At 62.7% G+C, this 24,538-nt stretch carries 23 protein-coding genes and 1 pseudogene; 8 read left to right on the forward strand and 16 right to left on the reverse strand.

Annotation, left to right across the window (positions count from 1 at the left end):
• Positions 1-105: 105 nt before the first annotated feature.
• Positions 106-405: a hypothetical protein gene (locus FFS45_RS21990; RefSeq protein ID WP_137956739.1), complete on the forward strand. Its 300-nt coding sequence runs from the start codon at positions 106-108 to the stop codon at positions 403-405.
• 212 nt (positions 406-617) lie between these two features.
• On the opposite strand, the gene FFS45_RS21995 is transcribed toward FFS45_RS21990, so the two are convergent.
• Positions 618-2,186: a UbiD family decarboxylase gene (locus FFS45_RS21995; protein WP_137956740.1), complete on the reverse strand. Its 1,569-nt coding sequence runs from the start codon at positions 2,184-2,186 to the stop codon at positions 618-620.
• Positions 2,187-2,771: 585 nt separating this feature from the next.
• Here FFS45_RS21995 and FFS45_RS22000 point away from each other — a divergent pair.
• Complete coding sequence (locus FFS45_RS22000) at positions 2,772-3,914, forward strand: lytic transglycosylase domain-containing protein (RefSeq protein ID WP_137956741.1); 1,143 nt, start codon at positions 2,772-2,774, stop codon at positions 3,912-3,914.
• Between the two features lie 157 nt (positions 3,915-4,071).
• Here the strand turns inward: FFS45_RS22000 and FFS45_RS22005 are convergent, their stop codons facing one another.
• The 4 genes from FFS45_RS22005 to ribBA all read right to left on the reverse strand — a co-directional run bounded on the left by FFS45_RS22005 (position 4,072) and on the right by ribBA (position 7,600).
• Positions 4,072-5,265, reverse strand: a complete 1,194-nt coding sequence (locus FFS45_RS22005; RefSeq protein WP_137956742.1) for a pyridoxal phosphate-dependent aminotransferase — start codon at positions 5,263-5,265, stop codon at positions 4,072-4,074.
• Positions 5,266-5,435: 170 nt separating this feature from the next.
• Positions 5,436-5,867 carry a transcription antitermination factor NusB gene (nusB, locus tag FFS45_RS22010; RefSeq protein ID WP_137956743.1) on the reverse strand — a complete coding sequence of 144 codons (432 nt, stop codon included), beginning with the start codon at positions 5,865-5,867 and terminating at the stop codon, positions 5,436-5,438.
• On the reverse strand, positions 5,864-6,385 hold the full coding sequence (gene ribH / locus FFS45_RS22015; RefSeq protein WP_137956744.1) for a 6,7-dimethyl-8-ribityllumazine synthase: 522 nt from the start codon (positions 6,383-6,385) through the stop codon (positions 5,864-5,866). Before ribH ends, nusB begins: the two co-directional genes overlap by 4 nt.
• A 78-nt stretch (positions 6,386-6,463) precedes the next feature.
• A complete protein-coding gene (gene ribBA, locus FFS45_RS22020) occupies positions 6,464-7,600 on the reverse strand; it encodes a bifunctional 3,4-dihydroxy-2-butanone-4-phosphate synthase/GTP cyclohydrolase II (RefSeq protein WP_137956745.1) in 1,137 nt (378 codons plus the stop codon).
• Between the two features lie 169 nt (positions 7,601-7,769).
• On the opposite strand from ribBA, the pseudogene FFS45_RS22025 reads away from it, so the two are divergent.
• Positions 7,770-8,536, forward strand: a pseudogene (locus FFS45_RS22025) (hypothetical protein).
• Between the two features lie 37 nt (positions 8,537-8,573).
• On the opposite strand, the gene FFS45_RS22030 reads toward FFS45_RS22025, so the two are convergent.
• The 3 genes from FFS45_RS22030 to FFS45_RS22040 all read right to left on the reverse strand — a co-directional run bounded on the left by FFS45_RS22030 (position 8,574) and on the right by FFS45_RS22040 (position 10,795).
• Positions 8,574-9,293: an ABC transporter substrate-binding protein gene (locus FFS45_RS22030; RefSeq protein ID WP_249362883.1), complete on the reverse strand. Its 720-nt coding sequence runs from the start codon at positions 9,291-9,293 to the stop codon at positions 8,574-8,576.
• Positions 9,294-9,482: 189 nt separating this feature from the next.
• A complete protein-coding gene (locus FFS45_RS22035; RefSeq protein WP_137956746.1) occupies positions 9,483-9,770 on the reverse strand; it encodes a hypothetical protein in 288 nt (95 codons plus the stop codon).
• 146 nt (positions 9,771-9,916) lie between these two features.
• The gene (locus FFS45_RS22040) at positions 9,917-10,795 is read right to left on the reverse strand and encodes a LysR family transcriptional regulator (protein ID WP_249362879.1); all 879 of its coding nucleotides are present in this window, start codon (positions 10,793-10,795) and stop codon (positions 9,917-9,919) included.
• 283 nt (positions 10,796-11,078) lie between these two features.
• Between FFS45_RS22040 and FFS45_RS22045 the strand changes: the two genes are divergently transcribed.
• From FFS45_RS22045 to FFS45_RS22055, 3 genes are all read left to right on the forward strand, one after another.
• On the forward strand, positions 11,079-12,206 hold the full coding sequence (locus FFS45_RS22045; RefSeq protein WP_137956747.1) for a C45 family peptidase: 1,128 nt from the start codon (positions 11,079-11,081) through the stop codon (positions 12,204-12,206).
• 73 nt (positions 12,207-12,279) lie between these two features.
• Positions 12,280-13,146 (forward strand): alpha/beta hydrolase, encoded by an 867-nt coding sequence (locus FFS45_RS22050; RefSeq protein WP_249362880.1) that lies wholly within the window; start codon positions 12,280-12,282, stop codon positions 13,144-13,146.
• Between the two features lie 4 nt (positions 13,147-13,150).
• Complete coding sequence (locus FFS45_RS22055) at positions 13,151-14,515, forward strand: MFS transporter (protein WP_137956748.1); 1,365 nt, start codon at positions 13,151-13,153, stop codon at positions 14,513-14,515.
• A 22-nt stretch (positions 14,516-14,537) separates the two neighbouring features.
• Here the strand turns inward: FFS45_RS22055 and FFS45_RS22060 are convergent, their stop codons facing one another.
• Complete coding sequence (locus FFS45_RS22060; protein ID WP_137956749.1) at positions 14,538-14,789, reverse strand: hypothetical protein; 252 nt, start codon at positions 14,787-14,789, stop codon at positions 14,538-14,540.
• Positions 14,790-14,982: 193 nt separating this feature from the next.
• Here FFS45_RS22060 and FFS45_RS22065 point away from each other — a divergent pair, with 193 nt between their 5' ends.
• The gene (locus FFS45_RS22065; protein WP_137956750.1) at positions 14,983-16,137 is read left to right on the forward strand and encodes a serine hydrolase; all 1,155 of its coding nucleotides are present in this window, start codon (positions 14,983-14,985) and stop codon (positions 16,135-16,137) included.
• 125 nt (positions 16,138-16,262) lie between these two features.
• Positions 16,263-16,742, forward strand: a complete 480-nt coding sequence (locus FFS45_RS22070) for a DUF2501 domain-containing protein (RefSeq protein ID WP_137956751.1) — start codon at positions 16,263-16,265, stop codon at positions 16,740-16,742.
• A 61-nt stretch (positions 16,743-16,803) separates the two neighbouring features.
• On the opposite strand, the gene FFS45_RS22075 is transcribed toward FFS45_RS22070, so the two are convergent.
• The 7 genes from FFS45_RS22075 to FFS45_RS22105 all read right to left on the reverse strand — a co-directional run bounded on the left by FFS45_RS22075 (position 16,804) and on the right by FFS45_RS22105 (position 24,538).
• Positions 16,804-18,339, reverse strand: coding sequence for an MFS transporter (locus FFS45_RS22075; protein WP_137956752.1), 1,536 nt, complete (start codon positions 18,337-18,339; stop codon positions 16,804-16,806).
• A gap of 41 nt (positions 18,340-18,380) precedes the next feature.
• Positions 18,381-18,896, reverse strand: a complete 516-nt coding sequence (locus tag FFS45_RS22080) for a cupin domain-containing protein (RefSeq protein ID WP_137956753.1) — start codon at positions 18,894-18,896, stop codon at positions 18,381-18,383.
• 77 nt (positions 18,897-18,973) lie between these two features.
• Complete coding sequence (locus FFS45_RS22085; RefSeq protein WP_212745751.1) at positions 18,974-19,810, reverse strand: isopenicillin N synthase family oxygenase; 837 nt, start codon at positions 19,808-19,810, stop codon at positions 18,974-18,976.
• Entirely contained in the window at positions 19,807-21,027 is a 1,221-nt protein-coding gene (locus FFS45_RS22090; protein WP_212745752.1) for an MFS transporter, read from the reverse strand. The genes FFS45_RS22085 and FFS45_RS22090 overlap by 4 nt, the downstream gene beginning before the upstream one ends.
• Positions 21,028-21,125: 98 nt before the next feature.
• Complete coding sequence (locus tag FFS45_RS22095) at positions 21,126-21,950, reverse strand: class I SAM-dependent methyltransferase (protein WP_137956754.1); 825 nt, start codon at positions 21,948-21,950, stop codon at positions 21,126-21,128.
• The gene (gene maiA, locus FFS45_RS22100) at positions 21,947-22,588 is read right to left on the reverse strand and encodes a maleylacetoacetate isomerase (RefSeq protein ID WP_137956781.1); all 642 of its coding nucleotides are present in this window, start codon (positions 22,586-22,588) and stop codon (positions 21,947-21,949) included. Before maiA ends, FFS45_RS22095 begins: the two co-directional genes overlap by 4 nt.
• Before the next feature lie 30 nt (positions 22,589-22,618).
• Positions 22,619-24,538, reverse strand: a complete 1,920-nt coding sequence (locus tag FFS45_RS22105) for an FAD/NAD(P)-binding domain-containing protein (protein ID WP_137956755.1) — start codon at positions 24,536-24,538, stop codon at positions 22,619-22,621.

Consider the following 24,538-nt stretch of genomic DNA (forward strand, 5'->3'; position numbering starts at 1 on the left):
TTTGCAACAAATGCGAACAGCGACGCCGATCCTTTTTCGATACATTGAATTCCATAGCATGCACGTCATGCGACACGGTCACCCGGCCGCGCTTGGAGAAGAAAAGTGAAAAAGATCATTCCGTTTGTTGTTGCCGCTGCGCTTGGTGTGGGCTTTGCAACCGCCGCCGAGGCGCACGTCTCCGTTGGTATCGGGATCGGCATTCCGGTCGCGCCCGCTTACCCCGTTTATGCACCGCCGCCGGTGTACTACGCACCGCCTCCGCCGCCGGTGGTCTATGCTCCGCCGCCCGTCGTAGTGGTGGGTGGTGGCTACGGTTACTACGGCTATCGTGGTCCGTATTATCACCATGGCTATTGGGGCCGCGGGTACTACGGTCATGGCGGCTACTATCGCCACTATTAATAGAGCGTTCTAACGGCGCGTCATCACGGCGCAACGCAGGCTGGCTTGCCTGCGTTGCGCCGTTGTCGTTTTAGGCGCGTGGAGGCGCGTGGGTGTGCCCGGCGTAGCGGTTCACTGCGTTGGCCGATTTGCGGCCCGATGCAAAAAGCCCTTGTTTAAAGGCCTGAATTGCATGGCGTTGCACAGCGCCGCGCACGGTACGAAACTCGGGGCTACAAACCCAGTTCGCTCCACAATGCGTCGACGCGTTGCTTGACCGCCGCATCCATCTCGATGGGGCGGCCCCATTCGCGGTCGGTTTCGCCAGGCCACTTGTTGGTGGCGTCGAGACCCATCTTCGAACCGAGTCCCGCCACCGGCGAGGCGAAATCCAGATAGTCTATCGGCGTGCGATCGACCAGCACGGTGTCGCGCACCGGGTCGATGCGGGTGGTGATCGCCCAGATCACTTCCTTCCAGTCGCGGATATTCACGTCCTCGTCGACCACGACGATGAACTTCGTGTACATGAATTGTCGCAAGAAACTCCACACGCCGAACATCACCCGTTTGGCATGGCCGGGGTAGCTCTTCTTCATCTGCACGATTGCCATCCGGTAGCTACAGCCTTCGGGCGGGAGATAGAAGTCGGTGATCTCGGTGAACTGCTTCTGCAGCAGCGGCACGAACACCTCGTTGAGCGCAACACCCAGCACGGCGGGTTCGTCGGGCGGTTTGCCGGTGTAGGTGGAGTGGTAGATCGCGTCGCGGCGCATCGTGATGCGCTCGACGGTAAACACCGGGAACCACTCCTGTTCGTTGTAGTAGCCGGTGTGGTCGCCGTAGGGACCCTCGAGCGCATGCTCGTAGGCGGCACTCGCGCCCCTGGAGGGGCGCGGCGGGGCACCGTCCGGTGCCGGTGTGGGTGTCCCTTCCTGCGGGTAGATGAAACCTTCCAGTACGATCTCCGCGCGCGCCGGCACCTGCAGCGTATCGACACCCGGCGTGATGCACCTGGCGAGCTCGGTGCGGCCGCCGCGCAGGAGGCCGGCGAACTGGTATTCCGAGAGCGTGTCCGGCACCGGTGTGACCGCGCCGAGGATAGTGGCCGGATCGGCGCCGAGTACGACGGCTACCGGATACGGCTTGCCGGGGTTCTGCAGTGCGAACTCGCGAAAATCGAGCGCGCCGCCGCGATGGGCCAGCCAACGCATGATGAGTTTGTTACGCCCGATCAATTGCTGGCGGTATATGCCGAGGTTTTGGCGGCTCTTGTTCGGGCCGCGCGTGACGGTCAGGCCCCATGTGATCAACGGACCCGCGTCGCCCGGCCAGCAGGTCTGAATCGGCAGCCTGGCGAGGTCGACATCCGCGCCTTCCCAGACGATTTCCTGGCAGGGTGGGGCGCTCACCGTCTTCGGCGCCATGTCCCAGACCGCCTTGGCGAGCGAGAACAGCTTGCCGGCGTCCCTGAGGCCCTTGGGCGGCTCGGGCTCCTTGAGCGCCGACAACAGGCGGCCGACGTCGCGCAGCGACTCCAGCGCGCCGTTGTCGCCTTCCTGTGCGCCCGTATCGATACCCATGCCTAGCGCCACACGCCGTGGCGTACCGAACAGGTTGCCAAGCACCGGGAACGCATGGCTCTGCCTGCTCTCAAACATCAGCGCCGGGCCGCCGGCGCGCAGCACCCGGTCGCATAGCTCGGTCATTTCCAGGACAGGCGAGACGTTTTGCGGGATACGGCGCAGCTCGCCTAGTGTTTCGAGACGGCCGACGAAGTCGCGCAGGTCTTTGTATTTCATCTGGTCTGGATCCGGGCCGCGCAGCGCGGCGGAAAGTGGGGCGCGACAGCCGGTTGCCGCGCGGGAACGATTGTCGATTTTACCTGCGTTGGTTGGCGCACGTTGCCCGAGGAAATCTGTAACTGGCTCGAGAGGCGCGCAGCGCGCGGGTTTGATCGCGCTGAACACTGTTCGTTATTACAATTAGTTATACTTTTGCCTATCTATAGTGTTGACGATCTATTTAACCCTGCTAGAATCCGGTCACATTGGTTGCAGGGCGTGAACCTTTTTACCACCGCCCCCCGGTTCTTACGACGCAACGCGTCACCGCTTACCGACCCCCTGCGCGGTATTGACGGCCTTTTTTGCAGTCCTCGCCAGCGTGACCTGACGCTGGTTTTTCGCGTGGGAGCCTCTGCGTGCCTGCTTTTTTGGCACAGCACCGAGCTGTTTTCCAGATGGCTCCCCACCGACGGTTTTGATGCCGTATTCCCGACGCCGCTGCCGCCCTAACCAGAGCGCGCGACGTCTTGACTCTGCGAACGTGTTTTGATGCCGGCCAGACCGGTGGGGTTCGCAGATCATGCAAGATGGGAGATCTGAATGAACGCCTGGTTAACGTGGCGTCCCGACGAACGACTAGCGCAAGCCATGCGCGCTGTCTTGCGTCGCGGTACGCGAATGAGTCATCACCTGTTCAGCATTGTTGGCGGTTTCGCCATCCTGCTGGCGCTCGCGTTGTGGCTGATGCCGGCATGGCGCGGCACCCTGGCCGCAAAGTTGATGCCGGTCATTTCCGCTGCTGTGCAGGCCGGCCCCGCCCGTCTGCTGCAGGGCAACCCGCTGCCCTCGTTCGGCCCCTCCAGTGGAGTGGGTTCCGACGATACGCTGTCTGCCAACCCGGCCAACAGCGACGGCAGCACGAGCAATACCAGCTATGACGGCGCCTTTGACGGCAGTGGCACCAGCGGTCTGGGCGTCACGGCTTTCAACGCGCTCGATCCGCACTCGGTGCAAAGCGTCAGCGCGCTTGCTCGCCTGATCCCGTCGCAGCGTGTCGCTGCCGACGCGCGTGACGACCGTGTGCTGGTGTCGACCCGTGAGCAGGATCTGGTGGCTTCCTATCTGGCGCGCCGCTATCGCGTTGCCCAGGAGCCGGTGGGCGAACTGGTCAAGGCCGCGTTCGATACCGGCCGCGAAGTGGGCCTCGATCCGCTGCTGCTGCTCTCGGTGATGGCGATCGAATCGGGCTTCAACCCGTATGCCGAAAGCGGCGTGGGCGCACAGGGCCTGATGCAGGTGATGTCGAAGGTGCACTCGGACAAGTTCCAGTATTTCGGCGGCGAAAGCGCCGCGCTCGATCCGCTTGCCAACATCAAGGTTGGCGCGCTCGTGCTGAAGGACTGCATTGCTCGCGGCGGTTCGCTGCCGGGCGGCCTGCGTCTCTACGTGGGCTCGACCTCGCAGGACGACGGCGGTTACGGCGCCAAGGTGATGGCTGAACGTGGCCGTCTGCGTGACGTGGCGCGCGGCCGCAAGGTGCCGATCAACGCACCGCAAGCACCGGTCGTGACGACTGCTTCGAACACGCCGGCCTCGGGTGCCGCACCTGCGCCCGTCAAGCGTGTTCAGGTGACGCTCGATTCTGCGCATCCGCTGACCACGACCACGCCGGTCAAGGCGCCGGAGCAGGATGATGCGAGCACCACGGCCAAGCATGCAGCGACGCCGGAGTTGGGCGCCTGAAGCTGGGAGAGAGTGGGTGGCGAGTCGTAAGATCCACCAATAGCAGTAAGCGCAGTACAAATGAGAAAGGCACCCGAGGGTGCCTTTTTTCATGTTGCGATGCCGAGAGTGGCGGCTGGCGCCGGGTGAGCACCCACGTAAGGCGGATGCACGTCGTTCAGCCTCCGAAGAACCCGCGCAGGCGCTCAACTGCCTCTTCGAGCTTCGAATACGCCGTCGCATACGACAAACGGATATATGAGCGCGGCGCGTGGTTGCCGAAATCCATCCCCGGCACCAGCACAACACCTGCGTCGTGCAGCATGGCTGTGGTGAGTGCAGCGCTGTCGCCGGCCGCCGCATGGGCGACCCGGCTGCAATCCGCGTAGACATAGAATGCGCCGTCCGGCATCACGGGCACCGTGAAGCCGAGCGATTCGAGCGCGGGAGCAATGAAATCGCGGCGGCGCTTGAATTCGAGGCGGCGGGCTTCATAGATCGCCAGCGTGTCCGCCTCGAAGCAGGCGAGCGCGGCATGCTGGGCCAGCGCCGACGCGCAGATGAACAGGTTTTGCGCAAGCTTCTCGAATGCGCCGACAAGCGTTGGCGGCACAACCAGCCAGCCCAGCCGCCAGCCGGTCATGTTGAAGTACTTCGAGAAGCTGTTGACGGTGATCACATCGTCGCCGAACGACAAGGCGGAGACCGGTGGTGTGCCGTAGCTCAAGCCCTGATAGATCTCGTCGACGATCGTGAAGCCGCCGCGTGCACGCACTGCTTCGACGATGCGCTTCAATTCCGCCGGCTCGATGGAGGTGCCGGTGGGGTTGGAGGGCGACGCCAGCAGCACGCCACGCGTGTGTTCGTTCCACAGGCGCTCGACGTCGGCTGCAGTCAGTTGAAAGCGTTCCGCCGGGCCGCTCGGCACCAGCACCGGCTTGCCCTCCGCAGCGGCGACAAAGTGCCGGTTGCACGGATAGCAGGGATCGGGCATCAGCACTTCATCGTCACGGTCGACCAGCGCCGTGCACGCGAGCAGCAGCGCAGCCGACGCGCCGGCCGTCACGACAATCCGTGCGGGATCCACGTCAATGCCATAGGCGTGCGCATAATGCCCGGCGATTGCCTCGCGCAGCGCATGCAGGCCGAGCGCGCTGGTGTACTGCGTCACGCCGCGGCGCATCGCGCTGGCCGCAGCTTCAATGACCGGCTCGGGGGCGGTGAAATCGGGCTCGCCGATTCCCATGTGAATGATGTCGCGCCCTTTGCGCTCCAGCAGGGCGGCTTCCTTCGCCAACTCCATCACATAGAAAGGCTGGATGGCGTCGACGCGCGCAGCAAGCCGCACCAACGGTTCGGTCACGGAGTTCATACAGTCAGTACAGTAAATGCCATTTCAAAAGCGTGGCGGCATGCGATGCCGTCATGTCAGGCAATGCGCAAGGCTGCGCGCCGGAACGCCGCCGGCCGGAATCGCGCGCGGCAAACGTGGGTTTGCAGGCACGCTTGCGCCGGCGAGGCAGGTCCGTGCACGGCAGCTTGCTACTTGCGAGCCGCTTGCGTTTCGGCAAGGCGGAATTGCGCCGCCAGCTTGTCCAGCACGCCGTTGACGTACTTGTAGCCGTCGGCGCCGCCGAACGTCTTGGCGAGTTCGACAGCTTCGTTGATGACGACGCGATACGGAATGTCGACGTGATTCTTCAGCTCATACGCTGCAACGAGCAGCACCGCGCGTTCGACCGGCGAGAGCTGGTCGATCGGGCGGTCGAGACACGGCGCGAGGTCGGCCGACAGGGCCTCCGAGTCGCGGATCACGCCGTGCAGCAGCGTGTCCAGGTGCTCGTGATCCGCCTTGTCGAAGCCTTGCGCGCCGCGCAACTGCGCGTCGATCTCGCCACCGGGCGCGCCCGACAGCAGCCACTGATACAGCCCCTGCGTGGCCAGTTCGCGGGAACGTCGGCGAGCGCTCTTCATGCCTGTCCCTCTTCGTCGTCCTCGTCTTCTTCCTCGTCGTCGTCATCGTCGCCGCCGAGTTGTTCGAGCGCGACCGCGAGGTTCGCCATTTCGACGGCCACGCGTGCTGCGTCGCGACCCTTTTCGGTCATACGTGCGACGGCCTGCTCGTCGGTTTCCGTGGTCAGCACGGCGTTGGCGACCGGAATGCCGAAGTCGAGGCCGATGCGGGTGATGCCCGAGCCGCTTTCGTTCGACACCAGTTCGAAATGATAGGTCTCGCCGCGAATCACCGCGCCGAGCGCGATCAGGGCGTCGAACTGGCCGCTTTCCGCGAGCTTTTGCAGCGCCAGCGGGATTTCCAGCGCGCCAGGCACGGTGACGAGCAGCACGTCTTCGCCGGTGACGCCGAGGCGTTCGAGTTCTTCGATGCACGCATCCGCGAGGCCGTTGCAGACGGGCTCGTTAAAGCGCGCCTGGACGATGCCGATACGCAGGCCGTCGCCATCGAGGTTCGGTTGGTATTGTCCGATTTCCATAGTGAGTCCGTAGTGTTTGTTTGAGTGAGCGCTAATGCGCGTGAATGGTCGGATCAGCCTTGCGACTGCTGGTGCCGGTCAGGGCGTTTGCGGCGTTTGGGACGGGCAGCCCGGCATCGGCACGAAGCCCGTGACTTCGAGACCGTAGCCCGACATGCTGCCCAGCTTGCGCGGGTTGGACAGCACCTGCATCTTGCCGACGCCCAGTTCGCGCAGGATCTGCGCGCCGATTCCGTAGGTCTTGAAATCGACCGGGCGGCGCTTGAGTGCGTCGGCCTTGTCCTTCGAATCGAACGCCTTGAAGACGTCGATCAGGTGGTCCTTCGAATCGCCGCAATTGAGCAGCACGACCACGCCGAGATCGCGTTCGGCGATCTCTTTCATCGCGGCATCCAGCGTCCACGAGTGGGTCGACGTGCTGACTTCGAGCAGGTCCAGCACCGAAAGCGGCTCGTGCACCCGCACCGGCGTTTCCTGCTCCGGGGTGGGCTTGCCGCGCACCAGCGCGATATGCGGCTGGCCGCTCGGCTGGTCGAGATACATGACCGCGCGGAACGGGCCGTGTGCGGTCTGCATGGTGCGCTCGCAGATGCGCTCGACGATCGACTCCGTGCGGCTGCGGTAGTGAATCAGGTCGGCAATCGTGCCGATCTTCAGGTTGTGTTCCTTGGCGAACTCGAGCAGGTCCGGCAGGCGCGCCATGGTGCCGTCGTCCTTGATGATCTCGCAGATCACCGCTGCGGGCGTGAGGCCCGCCAGCGCGGTGAAATCGCAGCCGGCTTCGGTGTGGCCGGCGCGCACCAGCACACCGCCGGGCTGCGCCATGATCGGAAACACGTGGCCGGGCTGGACGATATGTTCGGCCCGCGCGTCATGCGCGACGGCGGTAAGGATCGTGCGGGCCCGGTCGGCCGCCGAAATGCCCGTGGTGACGCCTTCAGCCGCTTCAATGCTGACGGTGAACGCCGTGCCGTACTGGGTGCCGTTGCGGTACGTCATGAGCGGCAGGTTCAGCAGCTTGCAGCGCTCCTGCGTAAGCGTCAGGCAGACGAGGCCGCGGCCATAGCGGGCCATGAAGTTGATCGCTTCCGGCGTGACGAATTCGGCGGCTATGACGAGGTCGCCCTCGTTTTCGCGGTCTTCTTCGTCGACGAGTATCACCATCCGGCCGGCTTTCAGTTCGGCGATGATCTCAAGGGTGGAGGCGAGCGTCATGTTGGCGAGAAGTTCGGGAAAGGGCGTATTTTACGCCACCGGCGGGTCCGCGTCGTGGCGGCGAATGGGATAGGCCATTCGGCGGGCTGGCAGAGGGGGGCGCTCATACCCGGTCTTAGGTAGACTGTGGCATCTGCAATGCAGCAATTTACCGGATCAAGTCGAAAACATGTCATTTTTTGGAATCGGTCTTCACGTCATCGTTGCGCTGTTTTTTGCCGTGCATGTGGTGCGTACTCACCAGAATATGTACTGGCTGTTGCTGCTGTTCGCTTTCCCGCTGCTAGGCAGTCTGGTCTACCTGTTCGCGATCTATTTGCCGAGCCTGCGCGAGTCGCGCGGCGGCCGCGCCGCCACACGGGCGATTTCGCAACTGGTCGATCCCAATCGCGCAGTGCGCGAGGCGCGCGTCAACTTCGACCGCGCGCCCACGGTCGAGCACCGGATGCGCCTCGGCGCGGCGTTGCTGGAGGCGGGGCAAGCCGGTGAAGCGCTGGAGCATTATCAGGCGGCCGCGAATGGGCCGTTTGCGACCGATCCCGCCTTGCTGCTCGGTCTGGCAAAGGCACAGTTTTCGGTCGGTCAGCACGCGGCGGGGGAGGCGAGCCTCACGCGGCTGTTTGACGCGAACCCGCAGGCACGCCAGCACCCGAGCCGGCGCTGCTCTATGCGCGGACCCTAGCCGCACTCGATGCCCCCGGCACGCGGGCGGCCTTCGAGCAGTCGCTTGCGTGCGCCAGCGATGCGGCGCCGCGCTGTCTGTTTGCGGACTGGCTGGTCAAGCAAGGCGATGAGGCGGATCGCCAGCGTGCTATTAGCTTGTACGCGGATATCGCGCAGGATGCGAAGCACTGGCCGCGGCATGCGCGGGAACACAACCGCGAGTGGCTGCAGCGCGCCCAGGCGGCGTTGGCGACGGCGCCATCGCGCCCGTAAGAGGTTTTCTTTAGGCAACCCGAGGCGAAGGGCGTTGTTAGTCAGCGCCCGTAGCTACGACCGCGCCCGTGATCTGGTGGCGCGCGAGGGATGCCGCGACAAAGCCTGATGATTTCATCTCTTCGACAAACGTCGAGAGATAGGCGGCCGCTTCATCGCCCCTCTTTTTCGGCACCCCCATCGCCTGGCGGATCACCATGAAACGCTGATCGAGGATGCGCAATCCGCCGGCTTTCGCGGCATCGGTTTCGAGCTGTTGCTTGACGCCCGCGGCCACATCCAGGTGCTGGTCCAGAAAGCTTTGCACCACGGCGGGCGAGGTTGCAATCCGCACAATCTGCGCGTGATGCAATTCGCGCGTGAGAAACAGGTCGTAGGCGCTGTCTTTGCCGACTGCGACCGTCACACCCGCTTGATCGACCTGATCGTTGGTGGTGATCGGCGAGGTCTCGCGCACCAGGTAAAAGCCTTCGATCAAGACATACGGCTTCGTGAAACTGATTTCCTGCCCGCGCTTCGGATCCACGGCGAAGAAGCCGATGTCGGCCTTGTCCTGATTCACGTTGTCGACGGATGCACCCGCGGACTTTACCGCGACCAGTTCCAGCGGCACGCCGAGACGGCGGGCGAGTTCGGCGGCAAGATCGACCGAGACGCCGACAGGCTTGCCGGTGGCCGGATCGATGCTTGCCAGCACCGGATTGCCGAGATTGATGGAGGCGCGCAACGTTCCGCTCGGCGCAAACAGCTTCACCATGTCGCCGGCTGGCTGCGCCGGCTGCGAGCCGGTAGCTTGTGCGAGGGGCGCGCCTTGAGTCTGCGCGAACGTGGACACTGGGGCGAACGCCACGGCGCTGATCGCCAGCATGAAAACCAGCGCGCCAGACAGACCCGTTCGGCGCATTTTCGTCGAAAGCTTCTGCATCTCCTAGGCGCTCGCTCCTGATTACGAGCTGGGGTACAGCGTGTCGCGCGGGAAGAAGATGCGCGGCTCGAAAGCCGGCATCCGTATCGTTGCGCCTGTTGCCGTCAGAGTGACATTGCAGGTCTGGTCGATCTGCTTGCCTTGGCGGTAAATGAATGCACCCGGACCACCGGCACATTCGGGCGTATGTTCGACGAGGCGCAGTTCACGCCCGTTCGAAATGGACCTTCTGATGTCGAATCCGTCGGCGTAGGCCATGGTTACACCGGCGAGGGCGGCTATTCCGATGACGATTTTCGCAAGCTGCATGATGAAGGACCTCCGGATTCGGCTGCGCGACGCACCGGTCGGCCGCCGACAGGCTCGAGCCGATGCGAATACTCTTATATTAGACTGCGCCGCTTTCAAAAAATCTACCGCCGATCCATCTGCTGCGATGCAGGGATTGAGAGGTTTTACTCCGCCAGCGCCGACAGCAACTGATTCTTGACGATCGCCGTCGCCAGCGGCTGACGGCCGAACTCGTACCAGCCGATCTGCCGGCGCCACGTGGTGCCGGGAATCGGCTTGACGCACAACAGCGGGTCGTCGTTCCAGGCGGCATGACGCAGGTGCGGCACGATCGATACGCCGACGTTTTGCCGGACCAGATCGGCAATCGCCGCAATCGAGTTCATTTCCAGCACCGGGTTGACCTCCACGCGCAAGCGGCGCAGCAGGCTGGTGACATGTGCGCCGGTGAGCGATGCCGCTTCGAAGCCGATGAACGGGAAGCGTTTGAGCAGCGAGGTGACAGACGCGTCGGCCGGTGCGGTCGCCATATTGGCCAGCAGCACAAGGGGTTCGTCGTACAGGCGTTCCCACAATTCGGGCAATGTCGTCGCCCTCGGCTCGCTGATGATCACCGCCGCGTCGATCGCGCCGGCACGCACCTGACGTTCCAGATCGGGCGTGCTGCCATGAGTGAGGCGCACATTCAGGCCCGGATAAGACACCTTTAACCGGATTACGTTTGCCGCGAGAAAGCCCATCGAGGAAACGGTCGAGCCGATCGTGATCGAACCTTCGATGCTGCGCGTGTCGGCCACGCCGCGCAGTAGCGAGTCGTAGGCGGCGACCACCGTGCGCGCCTGCTCGATGATCGAGCGGCCGGCATCGTTCAACTGGATGCTTCGCCCACTGCGGTCGAACAACTGGCGCTGGCACACGCGTTCCAGCGTGCGCATCTGCGCACCGACGGCTGCGTGCGTGAGCGCCATGCGATCCGCTGCGGCTGCCATGGTTCCGTGTTTCTCGATTGCCAGAAACGTCCGGAGCATACGGATTTCACTCATGCCAAACCTCCTCGAGGGCTGCCGGCAAACGCGTAAGCGGCGCGTTTGCCCGCTGCTGCAGTGGGTAGCATGATCGCACGAAACGAAAAAAAATCTTTCGCTTGAGGCAACAAAATAACGCTTTTTATTTTATTTCTCGCGTCTGAGAATCGATTTTCAAGCCGAGCCGACGCCACGAGCGTTGACGCGTAGCGGACCGGGCGCGGTGTCCCCGCAGTTGGCCCGCTCGTTACCTTTGACGCATTTGACCGGCCCGGTGCTTTCCAGCATGAGGAGTCCCACGATGTCGCAAATCCAGCAATTTCCTTTTGTCAGTGTGTCCGGCAAACCGTATGACCGCGGCGTGCAATACGGCCGCGCGGTGGCCGAGCGCGTGCATCTGAGCGCCGCGCGCTACGGGCAGACGCTGCGCAATCTCGGCTACAGCGAAGCATCGCAAATGGCGCTGATCCGCTCGCTTGAGCAGGCTATCGGCGAGTTTCAGCCTGCGTATCTGGAAGAAATGCGCGGCATCGCCGCGGGTGCAGAGGTGTCCTACGAGGACATTGTGATGATCAACGCCCGCACCGAGGTGCTGGCAAAGGCGCGTGCGGAAAAAGCGCTGGAGGCTGAGGACGAAGACGGCTGTACCGGCGTGCTGGTGCTGCCTTCCCGTTCGGCGACCGGGAAACTGATCCACGCGCAGAACTGGGACTGGAAGGCCGATTGTGTGGATACCGGCATCGTCTTGCGGGTGCGCAACGAGGACGGGCCCGATTTTCTGACTTTCGTCGAGGCGGGTGGTCTCGCGCGCAGCGGGCTGAATGCCGCCGGCGTGTCGATCACGGCGAACTATCTCGAATCCGATCGCGACTATACGCAGCTCGGCGTACCGCTCTCGCTGTTGCGCCGGCGCGTGCTCGAGGAGCCGGTGTTCGCCAACGCGCTGCGCGTGATCGCCACCACGCCGAAGTCATGCTCGAACAACATCATGCTCGGCATGGCCGAGGGCTTCGGCATCGATTTCGAGTGCGCGCCGGACGAAGCGTTCCCGATCTATCCGGGCGACGATCAACTGATCGTGCACGCGAACCATTGGGTGAGTCCGGTTGCCCGCACCAAGCTGCGCGACACGGGCTGCGAGAACTCGCCGGACAGCTATTACCGCGACTGGCGCGTGCGTCAATTGCTGAATGCAGCGCCCAAGGTGGATCGCAACGCGGTCAAGGCCGCGCTGTTCGACGCCTTTGCTACGCCGTACTCGGTATGCCGTCCGCCACGCCTGGGCACACGGCATACGATGACGGCGACGGTCGCGATGATCGTCATGCATCCGGGCGACGGCGAGATGGATGTGGCGCCGCTACCCGCACTCAACCGGATCTTCACTCGCTACAGCTTGCAGCACGAACCGCTGCACGAAGCAGCGTGAAGGACCTTTAGCGTTCGCCCTGCCTTCGGCGGGCGCCCACGATATGTTTGAATCCGTCCCAGAGGAATGATTGATGTCCGACACTACCGAGAAGCCGTCCACTCGCGGCGATGATAAAGCGCAGGCGCTGTACGATCTGGAATCGACCACCGTCTACGCCAGCCGTCACGACCCGCGCTTTCCGTACGCACTGTATGTACCGCGCGAAGTCCTGACGCCCGGCAATGATGTCGAGCTTGTCGTCGTGATGCACGGCACGGGCCGGCAATTCATGCGATACCGCGATGAATTCGCTCCGTTTGGCCGCTGGAACCGCTGCGTCGTGCTGTGTCCGCTGTTTCCGGTCGGCGTGCGCGGCGATGGCGATCGCAGCGGATTCAAGCGTCTGATCGAAGGCGATATCCGTTACGACAAGGTGCTGCTGGACATGGTGAGCGAAGTCGGCGAGCGCTACGGCAAGCGTTTCGACAAGTTCGCGCTGTTCGGCTACTCGGGTGGCGGACAGTTCGTCAACCGCTTCGCCTACGTTCACCCCGAGCGGTTGTGGGCTGCGTCCATCGGCGCGCCGGGCAACGTCACCGTGCTCGATCAGAGCAAGGACTGGTGGGTGGGTTTGGGTGGCTTCGAGCGGCACTTCGGCAAGCGCTTCGACGTGGCAGCGTTGCAGCGTGTCGCGGTGCAGATGGTGGTCGGCCGGGCCGATCTTGAAACCTGGGAAATCACGATGCGCGAGGACAATCCGGCGTATTTGCCGGGCATCAACGACGCCGGGGCAACGCGGCCGGAACGGCTCAGGACGCTCAAGGCATCGTTCGAAGCGGCCGGCATCCAGGTGCGTTTTGACGAGCTGGAAAACGTCGCACACAACGGTCTGCAGGCCGTCGAGGTGGTTCAGGACTTCTTTGCGCAGGTGCTGCGCGCCAAGCGCGCCGGAGAATAGATCCATGCGTACCGACAGCGAAGCGGCGAAGATCCGGAAAGTCATCGTTTCCACTGTGATCGGAGGCACGTTCGAGTGGTTCGACTTCATGGTGTATGCGTACTTTTCGAGTTTGATCGCGCGGGCGTTTTTCTCCGGCGTCGATCACGCCGAGTCGTTGCTGCTGACGTTCGCGACGTTTGCCGTCGGCTTTCTGGTGAGGCCGATCGGCGGCGTTGTGATGGGGATGTACGCGGACCGTGCGGGGCGCGTGAAGGCGCTGTCGTGGATCATGGTGGCGATGTCGGTGGGTTCGCTGCTGCTGGGCCTGACGCCGGGCTACGCGACGCTGGGGCTCGTCGCGCCCCTGTTGGTAGTGATTGGCCGGCTCGTGCAAGGCTTCGCGGTCGGCGCGCAGTTCGCGCTGTCGTCGGTGACGATTTACGAGGTGGCGCCTCCGGGCAAGAAGATGTTCTACGGCAGTTTCAACATGCTGTCGCTGGGTATCGCGGCGATGTTGTCCTCGGGTGGCGGCTATTTGCTGTCGAAGCATCTCTCGCATGAAGAAATGGCGGCATGGGGATGGCGCGTGCCGTTTCTGATCGGCGCGCTGGTCGGGCCGCTCGGCTTTTACATCCGGCATCACATCCGCGAGTCGGACGAGTTTCACCGGATGCAGGCGCGTCCAGACGCTCGGGCGCCCTTGCTCAAGCGCATGCGCGAATTCGTCCGCGAAAACGGCGATGCGCTCGTCTGCGCGATGGGCGTGATGATTGCCGGTACTTCGCTGAACTACGTATGGAATGCGTATTTGCCGAACTATGCGCAATTCCAGTTACATTTGCCGCTGAGCTCTTCGCTGCAGGCGGTGTTCGTCACGAGCATCATGTCGTGCGTGCTCTCGCCGCTGTTCGGCAAGCTGGCGGATCGAGTCGGCCCGTACCGGCTGTTCTGCTTCTTCATTGTGGGCTGGATGACGTGTGTGTTCCCGTTGTTCTGGTATTTGCTGGCCGCGCCGACGGAAACGAGGCTGTTGGAGGTGCAGTTGATCGGCATGCTGTTCGTGACGCTGCAAGGCGCCGCGCACCCGGGGATGCTGGTGAGGATTTTCACTGTGCAGGGCCGTTCGACCGGTGTGGCGATTTCGTATAACACCGCGGTGATGCTGTTTGGCGGCCTGGCGCCTTTGTATATTTCGGTGGTGTCGCGGTTCACGGACGCCCAGTCCGTTCCGCCGAGCTATCTGTTCGGCACCAGCTTGCTGGCGGTCGCGCTTGTGCTGGTCTCGCGCACGGGGCGACGGGTGCTGCGGGAAGACCGCATGGAGCGGCGGGGCCGGGCTGAATTGGTCCCCAATGGTTCCGGGTCGAGCGGAGCCGGCCGAACCTGAGTGGCAGCAGGCTGGAATTGCGTCACCGGCGGCGCAGATGTTGCAGCTCGATTGGCAGACAGCGGACCATCAGGTGCAATGCCATCGGAACCAGCACACCATCGTCCACAATCCCGACGAAGGGTACGGCGACGTTAAAAGGATCGATCGCGTATAAGGTCACCAAAGCCAGCACGGGTATCAGCCATCCGGGGCGGTCGGGATGCTGCAGTGCATACCAGAGTACGCGCAGATCGCCCTTGAAGACCTTCCACAGTAAAGCAAACTTTTTCATTCCGGCAGTTCCTCACCATCTAGGAGGGCGACGCCGTCGCCCATCCGGCCCTTGCATCAGCTATGCTGCCTTGCGCTCCTGGATGTTCCAAGGCCGTATCTCGCAGATTGAATCCTACTCCCGGATCGCGCGGTAGCGGTCAATCAATGTCAACAGCATCGCAGCTCATTGTTACACGTGGGGGAAACGGGGAATGACGACCAATATCGGGTCTGTAGCGTGCGCCGTCAATATTGTCCTGTTCGGATCGCTGCTCAGTGCGTGTGCATCAGCCCCGCCGCCTGCATCAGCGCCCGGCGAATACAACGCGCAGTCGCCGTTCCCCGGTGCCGAATGGACCCAGGTCGAGCCCAAAGCGCTGGGCTTCTCGCAGGACGGAATTGACCAGGCGGTGGCCTATGCGAAACGGGAGGGCTCCACTTCAGGCATGATCGTCCAGCACGGCGTGGTGGTGGCCGAGTGGGGCGACGTTGCGCGGAAGTCGAATCTCCATTCGGCGCGCAAGAGTTTTATGAGCGCGCTGATTGGTATTGCCGCAGCGCGAGGCCAGATAAACCTGGACGAGACGCTGGATCAACTCGGTATCGACGATAACGAGCCATCCCTGACATCCACCGAAAAGCAGGCAACCGTGCGCATGCTGCTGGAAGCGCGCTCGGGGGTCTATCATCCGACGGTATATGAAACCGCGCAAATGGAGGCCTCCAAGCCGCCGCGCTACAGCCATACACCGGGCACGTTCTGGTACTACAACAACTGGGACTTCAACACGGTCGGCGCGATCTACGAGAAGGCAACCGGCCAGCACATCTTCGAGGCACTGAAGACGGAGATCGCCAATCCGATCGGCATGCAGGATTACCAATCCTCGGATGGGCACTATGTATCCGGGGGACTCGCCACCCGATATCCGGCGTATCCGTTCAACATGAGTGCTCGCGATCTGGCGCGCTTTGCATTGCTGTACCTGCATAACGGCCGCTGGCGTGACCAGCAGATTGTGCCGGCCGACTGGGTCGCGGAATCGACGACCTCGTATTCCAATACGCCGACCGGCGGCTACGGATACATGTGGTGGACGAGTACGCCCTCGAGCGGCCCGCGCGGTCCGAAGGTGGCGCTTCTGAGGCCAACCTATTGGGCCGATGGCAGCCACGGGCAATACGCTGTCGTGGTGCCGTCGCTCGACCTGGTGGTCGTGAATCTGGTCGATGTCCGGCTGACTTCGAAGAGCATGCACCAGTCCAATATGGAGGAACTGGTGTGGCTGGCCGAGTCAGCAGAAGGGGCGGCGGACATCGGGCCTGAGCCGAGGCGCGGCAAGGGCGATTCTGTGATGCCGCAATAAACGGGAGAGCTTGATGCGCACGATCGAGCCGATAAACCATTGGTAGACGGACGGTTTACGCGCTATCGTTCGATTAATGAAAGCTTCAGACGGCAACCGGAAGTCGCCACCTACCGGAGGTACCTATGAAAGCATACATGCACCGCGTCGCAGTTGCGGCAACGCTTATCGGACTCTCCCTTCCATTTCCCGCGGTTCACGCCCAGCTCGGCAATCTTCTCAATCAGCAGGGTAGCAACGGTTCGACGCCAAGCCTCGGCGGCCTGACCGGCGGCACGTCGTCCGGAAGCCTCGGCGACCTCGGTAGCGCCTTGTCGGGCGGTTCGGTGACCTCCAGCAACAGCAGCAACGTCGCAGGCGTGCTGCAGTTCTGCATCAAGAACAACTACCTGGGTGGCAATAGTGCGTCTTCCGTCAAGGATTCGCTCATGAGCAAGCTGCCGGGTGGCGCGTCGAATTCCAATAGCAGCTATACCGACGGCGCCAGCGGCATTCTCGACACAGGTAGCGGGCAGAAGCTGAGCCTGGGTGGCGATGGCGTCAAACAGCAGCTCACCAAGCAGATCTGCGACAAGATACTCGACCAGGGCAAGTCGATGCTCTGACCGCTGTCCGGCCTTTGCAAGACGGCATCAAAGCCCTTGTCTTGCCCGGTGCCGTCGAGCCTCATCCCATGTCGGTGTGTGCCGGGATACCGGCTTCTCCGGTCCCTTCGAAACGGGCCGCTGTTTTGCGGAACGGAATCACCCGGAGATTTTTCAATGCTACCCATGCAAGGGCCAATGTCGCCGCACAAACCGCAAAGAATACGCCGAAGGCGTGGGTCAACCTGACTGTGCCAACGGCCTGGGTTGCGAACGCAGCGTGCGTATGCAGGTCGGTTCGCGAACCGTCGAGCAGCCGCGCGTCCGTACCGAGCAGGTGGAGTATGAGCGCGCTGAAGACGGCGACGCCGATCGTGCCGCCTACTGCGCGAAAGAACGTATGCACAGCAGTGGCGATGCCGATATCGCTTGCCGGCACGGAGTTTTGCGATGACACCATCATCGGTGGCAGGCTGGCGCCGATCCCGACACCTTGAAGGAACGTCAAGGCGACGATGGCGACGATGGGCAGGCCGGCAATGCCGTAGGCGAGTATGGCGAGTACCGGAGCGGCGACCGCCAGACCGGCCAGTGGCGGCAGCTTGTATTTGCCGCTATAGCGCATGTATTGCCCCGACAGGTATGAGCCAAGGACCACGCCGAAGAGCGGTGCGGTGAGCATGCCGCCCGCTTCGCCGACGCTCTGGCCGCGGCCGATCTGAAGATAAAGCGGCAGGTAGATGCTGAGCGCCATGTTGACCATCGTGATCAGGACCGCGCCGATCGAAGTGACGACGATGATGCGGTTGTGCAGGATGGAGAGCGGCAGCAGCGGTTCGCGGGCGCGCTTTTGCCATGCTACGAACAGCGCGGCGAGTGCAACGGTCCCGCCGAACAGAGCGACGGTGGGCAACGCATCCCACGCGAAGCGCCGCCCGCCCCAGGTGAGCGCGAGCAACAGACACACGGTCGAGCTGACCATCAATGCGGAACCGAGGTAGTCGATCTTGTGCTCCTTGCGTTGCGCCGACAGGTCCGCCAGCGTGACCCAACTGAGTCCGGCCGCAATCACGATCAGCGGCAGGTTGATCCAGAAGATCCAGCGCCACGAATAGTGCCCGGACAACAGGCCGCCGAGCACGGGGCCCGCCAGGCTCGAGACGGCGTAGGTGCCGGAGATATACGCCTGGTAGCGGCCCCGTTCACGTGGCGACAGAATGTCGGCGACGATGGTGTTGGGCAGCGCCATCAACGCGCCGCCCCCTAGCCCCTGGATGCCGCGTCCGATGATCAGCGTGTTCAGGTCAGGCGCCCAGCCGCACACAATGGAGCCGGCCAGGAACAACACCAGCGCGGCAATGACGACGCTGCGCCGCCCGTGGATATCGCTCAGGCGTCCCGCTACCGGTGTGCTGGCGGTGGAGGTCAGAAGGTAAGCCGTCACGACCCATGAGACGCTGCCGAATCCGCCGAATTCGGTTGCGATCGGCGCCAGCGCCGGCGCAACGATGGCCTGATCGATCGTACCGAGCAGCATGATCAAAACCAGTCCACAGAAGATGGTGTGGATCTGTCTACCGGTGTAGCGCGTGTGTGCATCTGCAGGAATACTACTCATGACTGATCATCCGTCCGCCAGATTGAGGTAATCGGCGCTGCTCAGACCGCAGCAACGCTTTCGTTTGCATAGATATGCTTCAGGTGCCCGTCGTCCTCGCGTGCCAGCGTACCAAGACTCGCATTCTGGGGCAGATTCTGCAACCGGAACAGAACCAGTGGCGCCTGTCCGTTGCGATTGTCGACGGCGTGCGTACACCATGCGGGGACGAACAGCACGTCGCCCTCGGCGATGCGCTTTCTGTCGTTTTCGCTGCCGAGACTCGCGTCGCCCGAACCGGAACGCACGATGTAAAGATGCCAGAAAGAATGGCGATGCGGTTTGGTCGTCTCGCCAGGATTGAGCACCTGGATCACCAGCGAGAGGCCTGGCGCAATCGTTGCCTGATCGGCGGCCTGGCTGCTGCCCAACGCGAGTGTTCCTTGCACGTTGTGCGGCCGCTTTGCAAGCGACGTCTCCACGTCGCTCCAGTTCCAGACGAGGGCATCCGCCGCGAGCCGTGTGGTTTTTTCGAGGTACTCCGAAAAGGCGAGAATTTCACCGCGAGAGACTTGCATGTGTCAGCTCCTGTAACGTAAACCGTGATGAATATAGATCGCTATCCTGATCGAATTGCTAACCACCTGAGCTTGATCTAAACCGTAGGCGAACTCGGGTATAGCGAGAACGGCAGCAGGTATCGCGGCCTGCGTGTATTTTCGCGGGATGCGATCACCGCTCGATGAGTCGCTGACGCAAACGTGTGATGACTCGCGTGCTGCAACATATCGCCGACATTGAACACGATGGCGTCGTCTTGCGGCGTGACAGGTAACCAGTTTCCGTCGTGCGTCAGCACCTCCAGTCCTTCAGCGTCCGAGCCCGGCAGCAAGGTGGCGAAGTGACTGTCCTTGTGTGAGCTGAACAGCACGTCCGCGAGATTGCTGGTGGGCAGCGGCGGAAAATGGATCGCGCGCAACGTCGAGTCGCCGACGCGCGTCAAGTCGGCGAAGTGACGTTCCGGCAAACCGGCATCCAGTGCCAGGCCGTGCAGCAGGCGTGCGGCCAACCGGTCGAACGCGTCATACAGACCGTAGCCATATTGTTTCAGTTCGGCTACTTCATCTGCCCAGATATTGAGCGGGATCGACACGGCCAATGCCGAAGCGGGATCGACCTCGCGACCCAGCCGCCACGACTCCGAGTGTTGGGCGAGACCCGCGTACTGACGATCGTCGACGGACTGCGCCCTGGCCGGTGTGTAGCCGCGCTGCCCGTCGCCGCCTGGCAGGTGGTATTTCATCTTGGTCTCGACCGGCAGGTCGAAGAGGCGCTTGAATACGGCGTAGGCGCCGTGTATCAGTTCGCGAGAGATGCCGTGCGCACTGATACAGCAAAAGCCGAACTGCCGGCAGGCAGCACCCAACTCCGTCACAAAGAGTTCCCGTTCACTATCGAAGCGACGGATATCCAGCGTCGGAATATTGTTCATTGTTTCACCGACATGCGCGGCAACAGCGCGGCTAGAACGAATATGGCGGCAAGCAGGCTAAGGTAATGCGCACCCGCATGCTGAAGAAAGAGCGCGCCGAACGCGCCCGCCAACGAGACCCCAAGGTAAAGCATCGCCTGATAGAGTCCCGTAACAAAGGACTGCGTTCCCGGCGGAGCGTGCGAAAGAATCAGGTGCTGCTGCGGCGTGGTCTGCGAAAAGGTAAAGAGCCCTGCTGCGAACGTACACGGTAGTGCCAGTGCGACTGTCTCCCGCGTCCATGGAATCAGCACAAAGATGAGCGCCAGCCCCAGCGAGCCCGCTACGAGAACCCGAGGCGGCCCGAGGCGGTCAGCCAGGTGCCCAGCCAGCAGATTGCCGGCGGTACCGGCTGCACCGAACAGCAGAACCAGCACGCTCAACAATTGCGGATGCGGCTGGGTCAGCGGTGCATAGATCGCACTGATGTAGGTGTAAGGGATAAAGATGCCGGTGAATACCAGCAGGGCGCGCAGCAGGATGCGCAGGATCTGCCGGTCGCGCAGCGGCGAGAGCCGTACCGCCAACCCGGCAGCGGCATGATCGCGCAACGGCGGAATACGTAAAAACACCGCCACGCCTGCGACAAGCCCAAGCGCGGCGACCGCGTACAACGTGATGCGCCAGTTTGAAAACGTGCTGATTGCCGTCCCCAACGGCGCGCCTAATACCAAAGAGGACGTCATGCCCAGTATCACGATCGCAATGGCTTGCCCGCGTTTCTCGGGGCCAGCCAGCGCGGCGGCGGTTGCACTTGCCGTGGCGGTATACAGGCCGGCGCCGACAGCGGCAACCACTCTGGACGCAAGCACAAGTCCAAAGCCCGGTGCAAGCGCGGTCAGAATATTGCCGAGTACCAGCACGAGGATGCCGACGCTCAATGATGTTCGCCGCGGCCACCCGGCGCACAATGCGCCCACCACCGGCGCGCTGAGCGCATAGGCGAGGGAAAATACCGTCACCATCTGGCCCGCCCCCGCGATGCTCACATGCAGGGTCGAGGCGACGGACGGCAGTACGCCTGCAATCACAAACGCGTCCGTGCCGACAGCGAACGTCCCGATCGCGAGCATGGCGACGTCGGTTCGCCACGAAGCCGAACCCTCAGACGTGGCGTCTGCGGGCCTGCTTATGGTGGTGCGTCCCGGCATCAGATTCAGCGGCTCTTTGGTGTTCATAGGTTCAGGGTAATCAGGAACTCCGTTTTTCTCTTGCGGTCCGGCGAGCAGGCGCATGTGCATACCCGAAAGCAGCCGATCGACTCATGCGTCATGCTTCAACGTTTCCTGAACACATACAGATATTGGGTACTCGACACGTCGAGTGATCCGGTGCGCGTCCAATGGATTTCGATTGCCTTGCGGACCGCGTTGCGCAGCGACTCGTCACCGAGTTGTTGCGCGATGTTCTTGTAGCGCAGCGTACGGACATAGAAATCGAGAAGCCGGTCCACATTCGGGAACGTCATCGTGCCGTCGAACGGTTCCTGCCTGACCAACTCGAGCGACTCGGGGACGAAGCCCGCGATATTGGCGTCGCAGAAGCGGTTAGTGCCTGGCGCGGTCAGATAGACATGGTCATAGGGAAATCCAAGTTCCAGCAATGCGCGATCCTGGAAGCGGTTAAGCTCGCTCATCCAGTCGAAGGCCGCCGTGAGTAGCGCAACATGCCCGCCGGCCCGTGTCAGTTGCGCGAGCCTGCTGAACGCCGCCTTGATGTCGGGAACGTGGTGCAACAGCAGATTGGCCAGTACCAGATCAAAGCTGCCGTTTTCGAAGGGCGCCTCTTCAATCGAACTCTGGATGAAACGGTGATCGCCAGGTATGGACTCGAAGCGTTTGCGCGTAGCCTCGACCATCTCGCGAGCAATATCGATTGCCGAAACATTGACCGGCCTCGATTCCGCGAGTGCCGCGCCGAACCGTCCCAGACCTGATCCGGCATCCAGCACCCTGGTAAAGCGGAGGTCCTGGAGCTGCCCGACGTACCATTGACTGATCGAACGCTTCGCCAGTGACTCCCAGTCGTCCGAGCGGGACTTGAAGTCGTCAATGGTCGCATAGTGTTGTTGCAGATGCTCCTTGTCAAAGTACGTGCTCATTTTCGCTGCTCCTCGTGACGGTCCGGATGGGCTTGCAAAAACGCGGACTCCTCGCTGCAGGCATCGGAAATCCTCTGAATGAGCGGCCACGCGTCGAAGGCGAGACCGAGGCGCCGAGCCGAATACACCTGAGGGACCAGTGCGATGTCCGCGAGAGTGGGCTGGTCGCCATGACTGAACCGGCCTGTGTGCGGGCTCTTCGCGAGCAGTGCTTCGAGCGCGCCGAAGCTTTCCGTCAACCAGTGGTGCTGCCATTCACGCACTTGCGTGTCGTGATGCTCGAGGCGTGTCTTCAGATACGCGCTGACGCGCATCGACGTGACGTGATGTGTGTCCGCAGCGATCAGTTGAAACAACGCCCGTACCCTTGCCCGTCCCAGCGGATCCGCCGGCAACAGCGCGGGCTCGGGATATCGTTCTTCCAGATATTCGATGATCGCGGCCGACTGGGTCAGCACGGCGCCCTCATCCTCGATTGCGGGCAGCAGGCCCTGCGGATTGATCGCCAGATAGCCGGGAGCGCGATGCTCCCCCAAGGTGAGATCGTGCGTGAGCGTCTCGTACGGAATGTGCTTCAGGTTCAGCGCGATCCGTACACGATACGAGGCCGACGAACGGTAAAAACCATGCAGCTTGATCAAGGGAGCTTCTCCGTGAGAAAGGGCGGATTACGCGACGATGGAATCGGCCGCTGCTGCCAGACTGACCGAAGCGTGGGGCTCACGGCGATGGAGCGCCTGCGTCTCGTGGCCCGGGTGCGTCTCTAGTCTTGCGGCAATGGCCGCGAACAGTTCCAGCACGCAACGTTGCGCATCATGCGTCTGCCGCGAAGCGATCTGCGGACGCGGAAGTGCGTGGGTGTAGAAATGCGGGCCCTCCACCAGGAATCCGACCGCCCAGATGTTTTGCCGAGCTGTCCCCGTTGCGCCCACCGGATGCAGCGAGGCATCGATATCGATGCCGCCTGGGTGGTAGTCGCCGTTGTAGTACGGCCGGATCAGGCCGCGTGCGAGCAGGTTGGCTGACAACGGCGATCTGTCGGTCAAGGGCGAATAGGCGTCGAGTCTCGCCACCACCAGCACATCCGCATAGCTGTGCTCGACACGCTCCGCATAGCTGGCCTGGATGCGAAAGCGGGCGTGGGCATCGTCGGCGACAACCTGCGCGCCGGGGCCACCCGCGATATCGATCAGGCCGGCCTCGCGCAACGCCAGATATTCGACGTTGCGCTGTTTCGGCGGCCCGAACGAAACGCGGTTCGTGGTCGCGTTGAAGTCCTCGACAAAGTAGCGATGCGATGCAGGCGTCAGGCCGCCGTATTCGACCGCGGTACGCAGCGCTTCGCGTGTATCTCGCAGGACATCGGTTGCTGCTTTCACCGGGCTCGTCAGGTTGCCTTTGAACGCCTCGCGGAGATCGGCATTCAACAACGCGTCAAAGAATTCGCGGAACGCGGCGAACGATTCGAACTGGCGGCCTTTAAGCGGCCAGAGAATCGACTCGATAGCACGCACTTCCTCGGCGGTCGGCTCGAAGCCGTCCACCGGGACTTCCTCGCCGGTTTGCGCGCTGCGATAGGCGTAAGCCATTTCGCGGATTACCAGCGGCAGCACCTCGGCCTTGAAATCGATGCGCGGGTCTCCGGTCGCGGCGAGTACAGCCCGCCGTTTCGCGGCGACGGCGTCAGGCGTAAAGAAACGCGGCCGATGGCGTCCGGTCAGCCCCTTCTGATTGATCCCCCGCGCGGCGAACGGCAAGCAATGGCGGGAGAACAGCAGGATAGTGGGTTCGTCTCCGGAGCGCAGATAACGGAGCTTGCCGTTTTCCTCCACATAACGGCCGCCGCGCCCAAGCGTCAGCGACGAAATGACGTCGTGCGCCGTGAGGCCGAAACCCTGTACCGCGACGGTTGCCGATGACGGGATCTGCGCGAGGTTTTCGACCGGATAGGGCGAAGCGAAATATGCAAGGTTCTCGTTGTGGCCGGCATGGCGCCCGACAAACGCGGAGAACGCCAGATCCTCATCCGTGGGCTTGCGATAACCGTGTCCGGTCGTGAGGAACACGTAATCGGCCTGCCGCACGTCGCCGCTTTCAAGCACGACGTCGAAGCCGGCGTCACGCTCGATCAGGTCGATAACGCGCGAGCGGCGGTGCACCACGCGGATAGTCGGTGGCAATTTCTCGACCACCCGTCGATAGACCCAGGAGAGGTACTCCCCGAGCAGGCTGCGAGGTAAATGATCGGCCTCAGTGATCGGCACGCCCGCGTCCCCGGCATCGCGGCGAAAGTGCTCGCCGACGCGCCGGTAGCCCGTCGCGTGAGCCCATTGCACGAGCGAGACGCCATCGTCGCCCCCGGCAAGACTCGACGGTGCGAACATCGTCACCTGCGAAGCCACCGTGTTGATCAGCAGATGATCCGGTTGTTGCGACCGATGCACCCCTTCGCCGCTCTCGCCCTCGTCGAACACTTCGATCTGCAGACGCGCCCCGGCAGGCAGCCGGTGCGCATGCTCCAGCACCCGTTCCAATATCGTCAACCCGCGTGGACCCATGCCCACGATTGCTATAGATGTCGCTTGCAT

Origin of the sequence: Burkholderia sp. 4M9327F10, from assembly GCF_005503145.1 — a bacterium.
Taxonomy (GTDB): domain Bacteria; phylum Pseudomonadota; class Gammaproteobacteria; order Burkholderiales; family Burkholderiaceae; genus Paraburkholderia.

What these genes read in the sequence shown, in the direction of transcription:
- FFS45_RS21995 (WP_137956740.1), bottom strand. Translation starts at nt 2,186, where the DNA reads ATGAAATACAAAGACCTGCGCGACTTCGTCGGCCGTCTCGAAACACTA.
- FFS45_RS22000 (WP_137956741.1), top strand. Translation starts at nt 2,772, where the DNA reads ATGAACGCCTGGTTAACGTGGCGTCCCGACGAACGACTAGCGCAAGCC.
- FFS45_RS22005 (WP_137956742.1), bottom strand. Translation starts at nt 5,265, where the DNA reads ATGAACTCCGTGACCGAACCGTTGGTGCGGCTTGCTGCGCGCGTCGAC.
- nusB (WP_137956743.1), bottom strand. Translation starts at nt 5,867, where the DNA reads ATGAAGAGCGCTCGCCGACGTTCCCGCGAACTGGCCACGCAGGGGCTG.
- ribH (WP_137956744.1), bottom strand. Translation starts at nt 6,385, where the DNA reads ATGGAAATCGGACAATACCAACCGAACCTCGATGGCGACGGCCTGCGT.
- ribBA (WP_137956745.1), bottom strand. Translation starts at nt 7,600, where the DNA reads ATGACGCTCGCCTCCACCCTTGAGATCATCGCCGAACTGAAAGCCGGC.
- FFS45_RS22030 (WP_249362883.1), bottom strand. Translation starts at nt 9,293, where the DNA reads ATGGTGAAGCTGTTTGCGCCGAGCGGAACGTTGCGCGCCTCCATCAAT.
- FFS45_RS22035 (WP_137956746.1), bottom strand. Translation starts at nt 9,770, where the DNA reads ATGCAGCTTGCGAAAATCGTCATCGGAATAGCCGCCCTCGCCGGTGTA.
- FFS45_RS22040 (WP_249362879.1), bottom strand. Translation starts at nt 10,795, where the DNA reads ATGAGTGAAATCCGTATGCTCCGGACGTTTCTGGCAATCGAGAAACAC.
- FFS45_RS22045 (WP_137956747.1), top strand. Translation starts at nt 11,079, where the DNA reads ATGTCGCAAATCCAGCAATTTCCTTTTGTCAGTGTGTCCGGCAAACCG.
- FFS45_RS22050 (WP_249362880.1), top strand. Translation starts at nt 12,280, where the DNA reads ATGTCCGACACTACCGAGAAGCCGTCCACTCGCGGCGATGATAAAGCG.
- FFS45_RS22055 (WP_137956748.1), top strand. Translation starts at nt 13,151, where the DNA reads ATGCGTACCGACAGCGAAGCGGCGAAGATCCGGAAAGTCATCGTTTCC.
- FFS45_RS22060 (WP_137956749.1), bottom strand. Translation starts at nt 14,789, where the DNA reads ATGAAAAAGTTTGCTTTACTGTGGAAGGTCTTCAAGGGCGATCTGCGC.
- FFS45_RS22065 (WP_137956750.1), top strand. Translation starts at nt 14,983, where the DNA reads ATGACGACCAATATCGGGTCTGTAGCGTGCGCCGTCAATATTGTCCTG.
- FFS45_RS22070 (WP_137956751.1), top strand. Translation starts at nt 16,263, where the DNA reads ATGAAAGCATACATGCACCGCGTCGCAGTTGCGGCAACGCTTATCGGA.
- FFS45_RS22075 (WP_137956752.1), bottom strand. Translation starts at nt 18,339, where the DNA reads ATGAGTAGTATTCCTGCAGATGCACACACGCGCTACACCGGTAGACAG.
- FFS45_RS22080 (WP_137956753.1), bottom strand. Translation starts at nt 18,896, where the DNA reads ATGCAAGTCTCTCGCGGTGAAATTCTCGCCTTTTCGGAGTACCTCGAA.
- FFS45_RS22085 (WP_212745751.1), bottom strand. Translation starts at nt 19,810, where the DNA reads ATGAACAATATTCCGACGCTGGATATCCGTCGCTTCGATAGTGAACGG.
- FFS45_RS22090 (WP_212745752.1), bottom strand. Translation starts at nt 21,027, where the DNA reads ATGAACACCAAAGAGCCGCTGAATCTGATGCCGGGACGCACCACCATA.
- FFS45_RS22095 (WP_137956754.1), bottom strand. Translation starts at nt 21,950, where the DNA reads ATGAGCACGTACTTTGACAAGGAGCATCTGCAACAACACTATGCGACC.
- FFS45_RS22105 (WP_137956755.1), bottom strand. Translation starts at nt 24,538, where the DNA reads ATGCAAGCGACATCTATAGCAATCGTGGGCATGGGTCCACGCGGGTTG.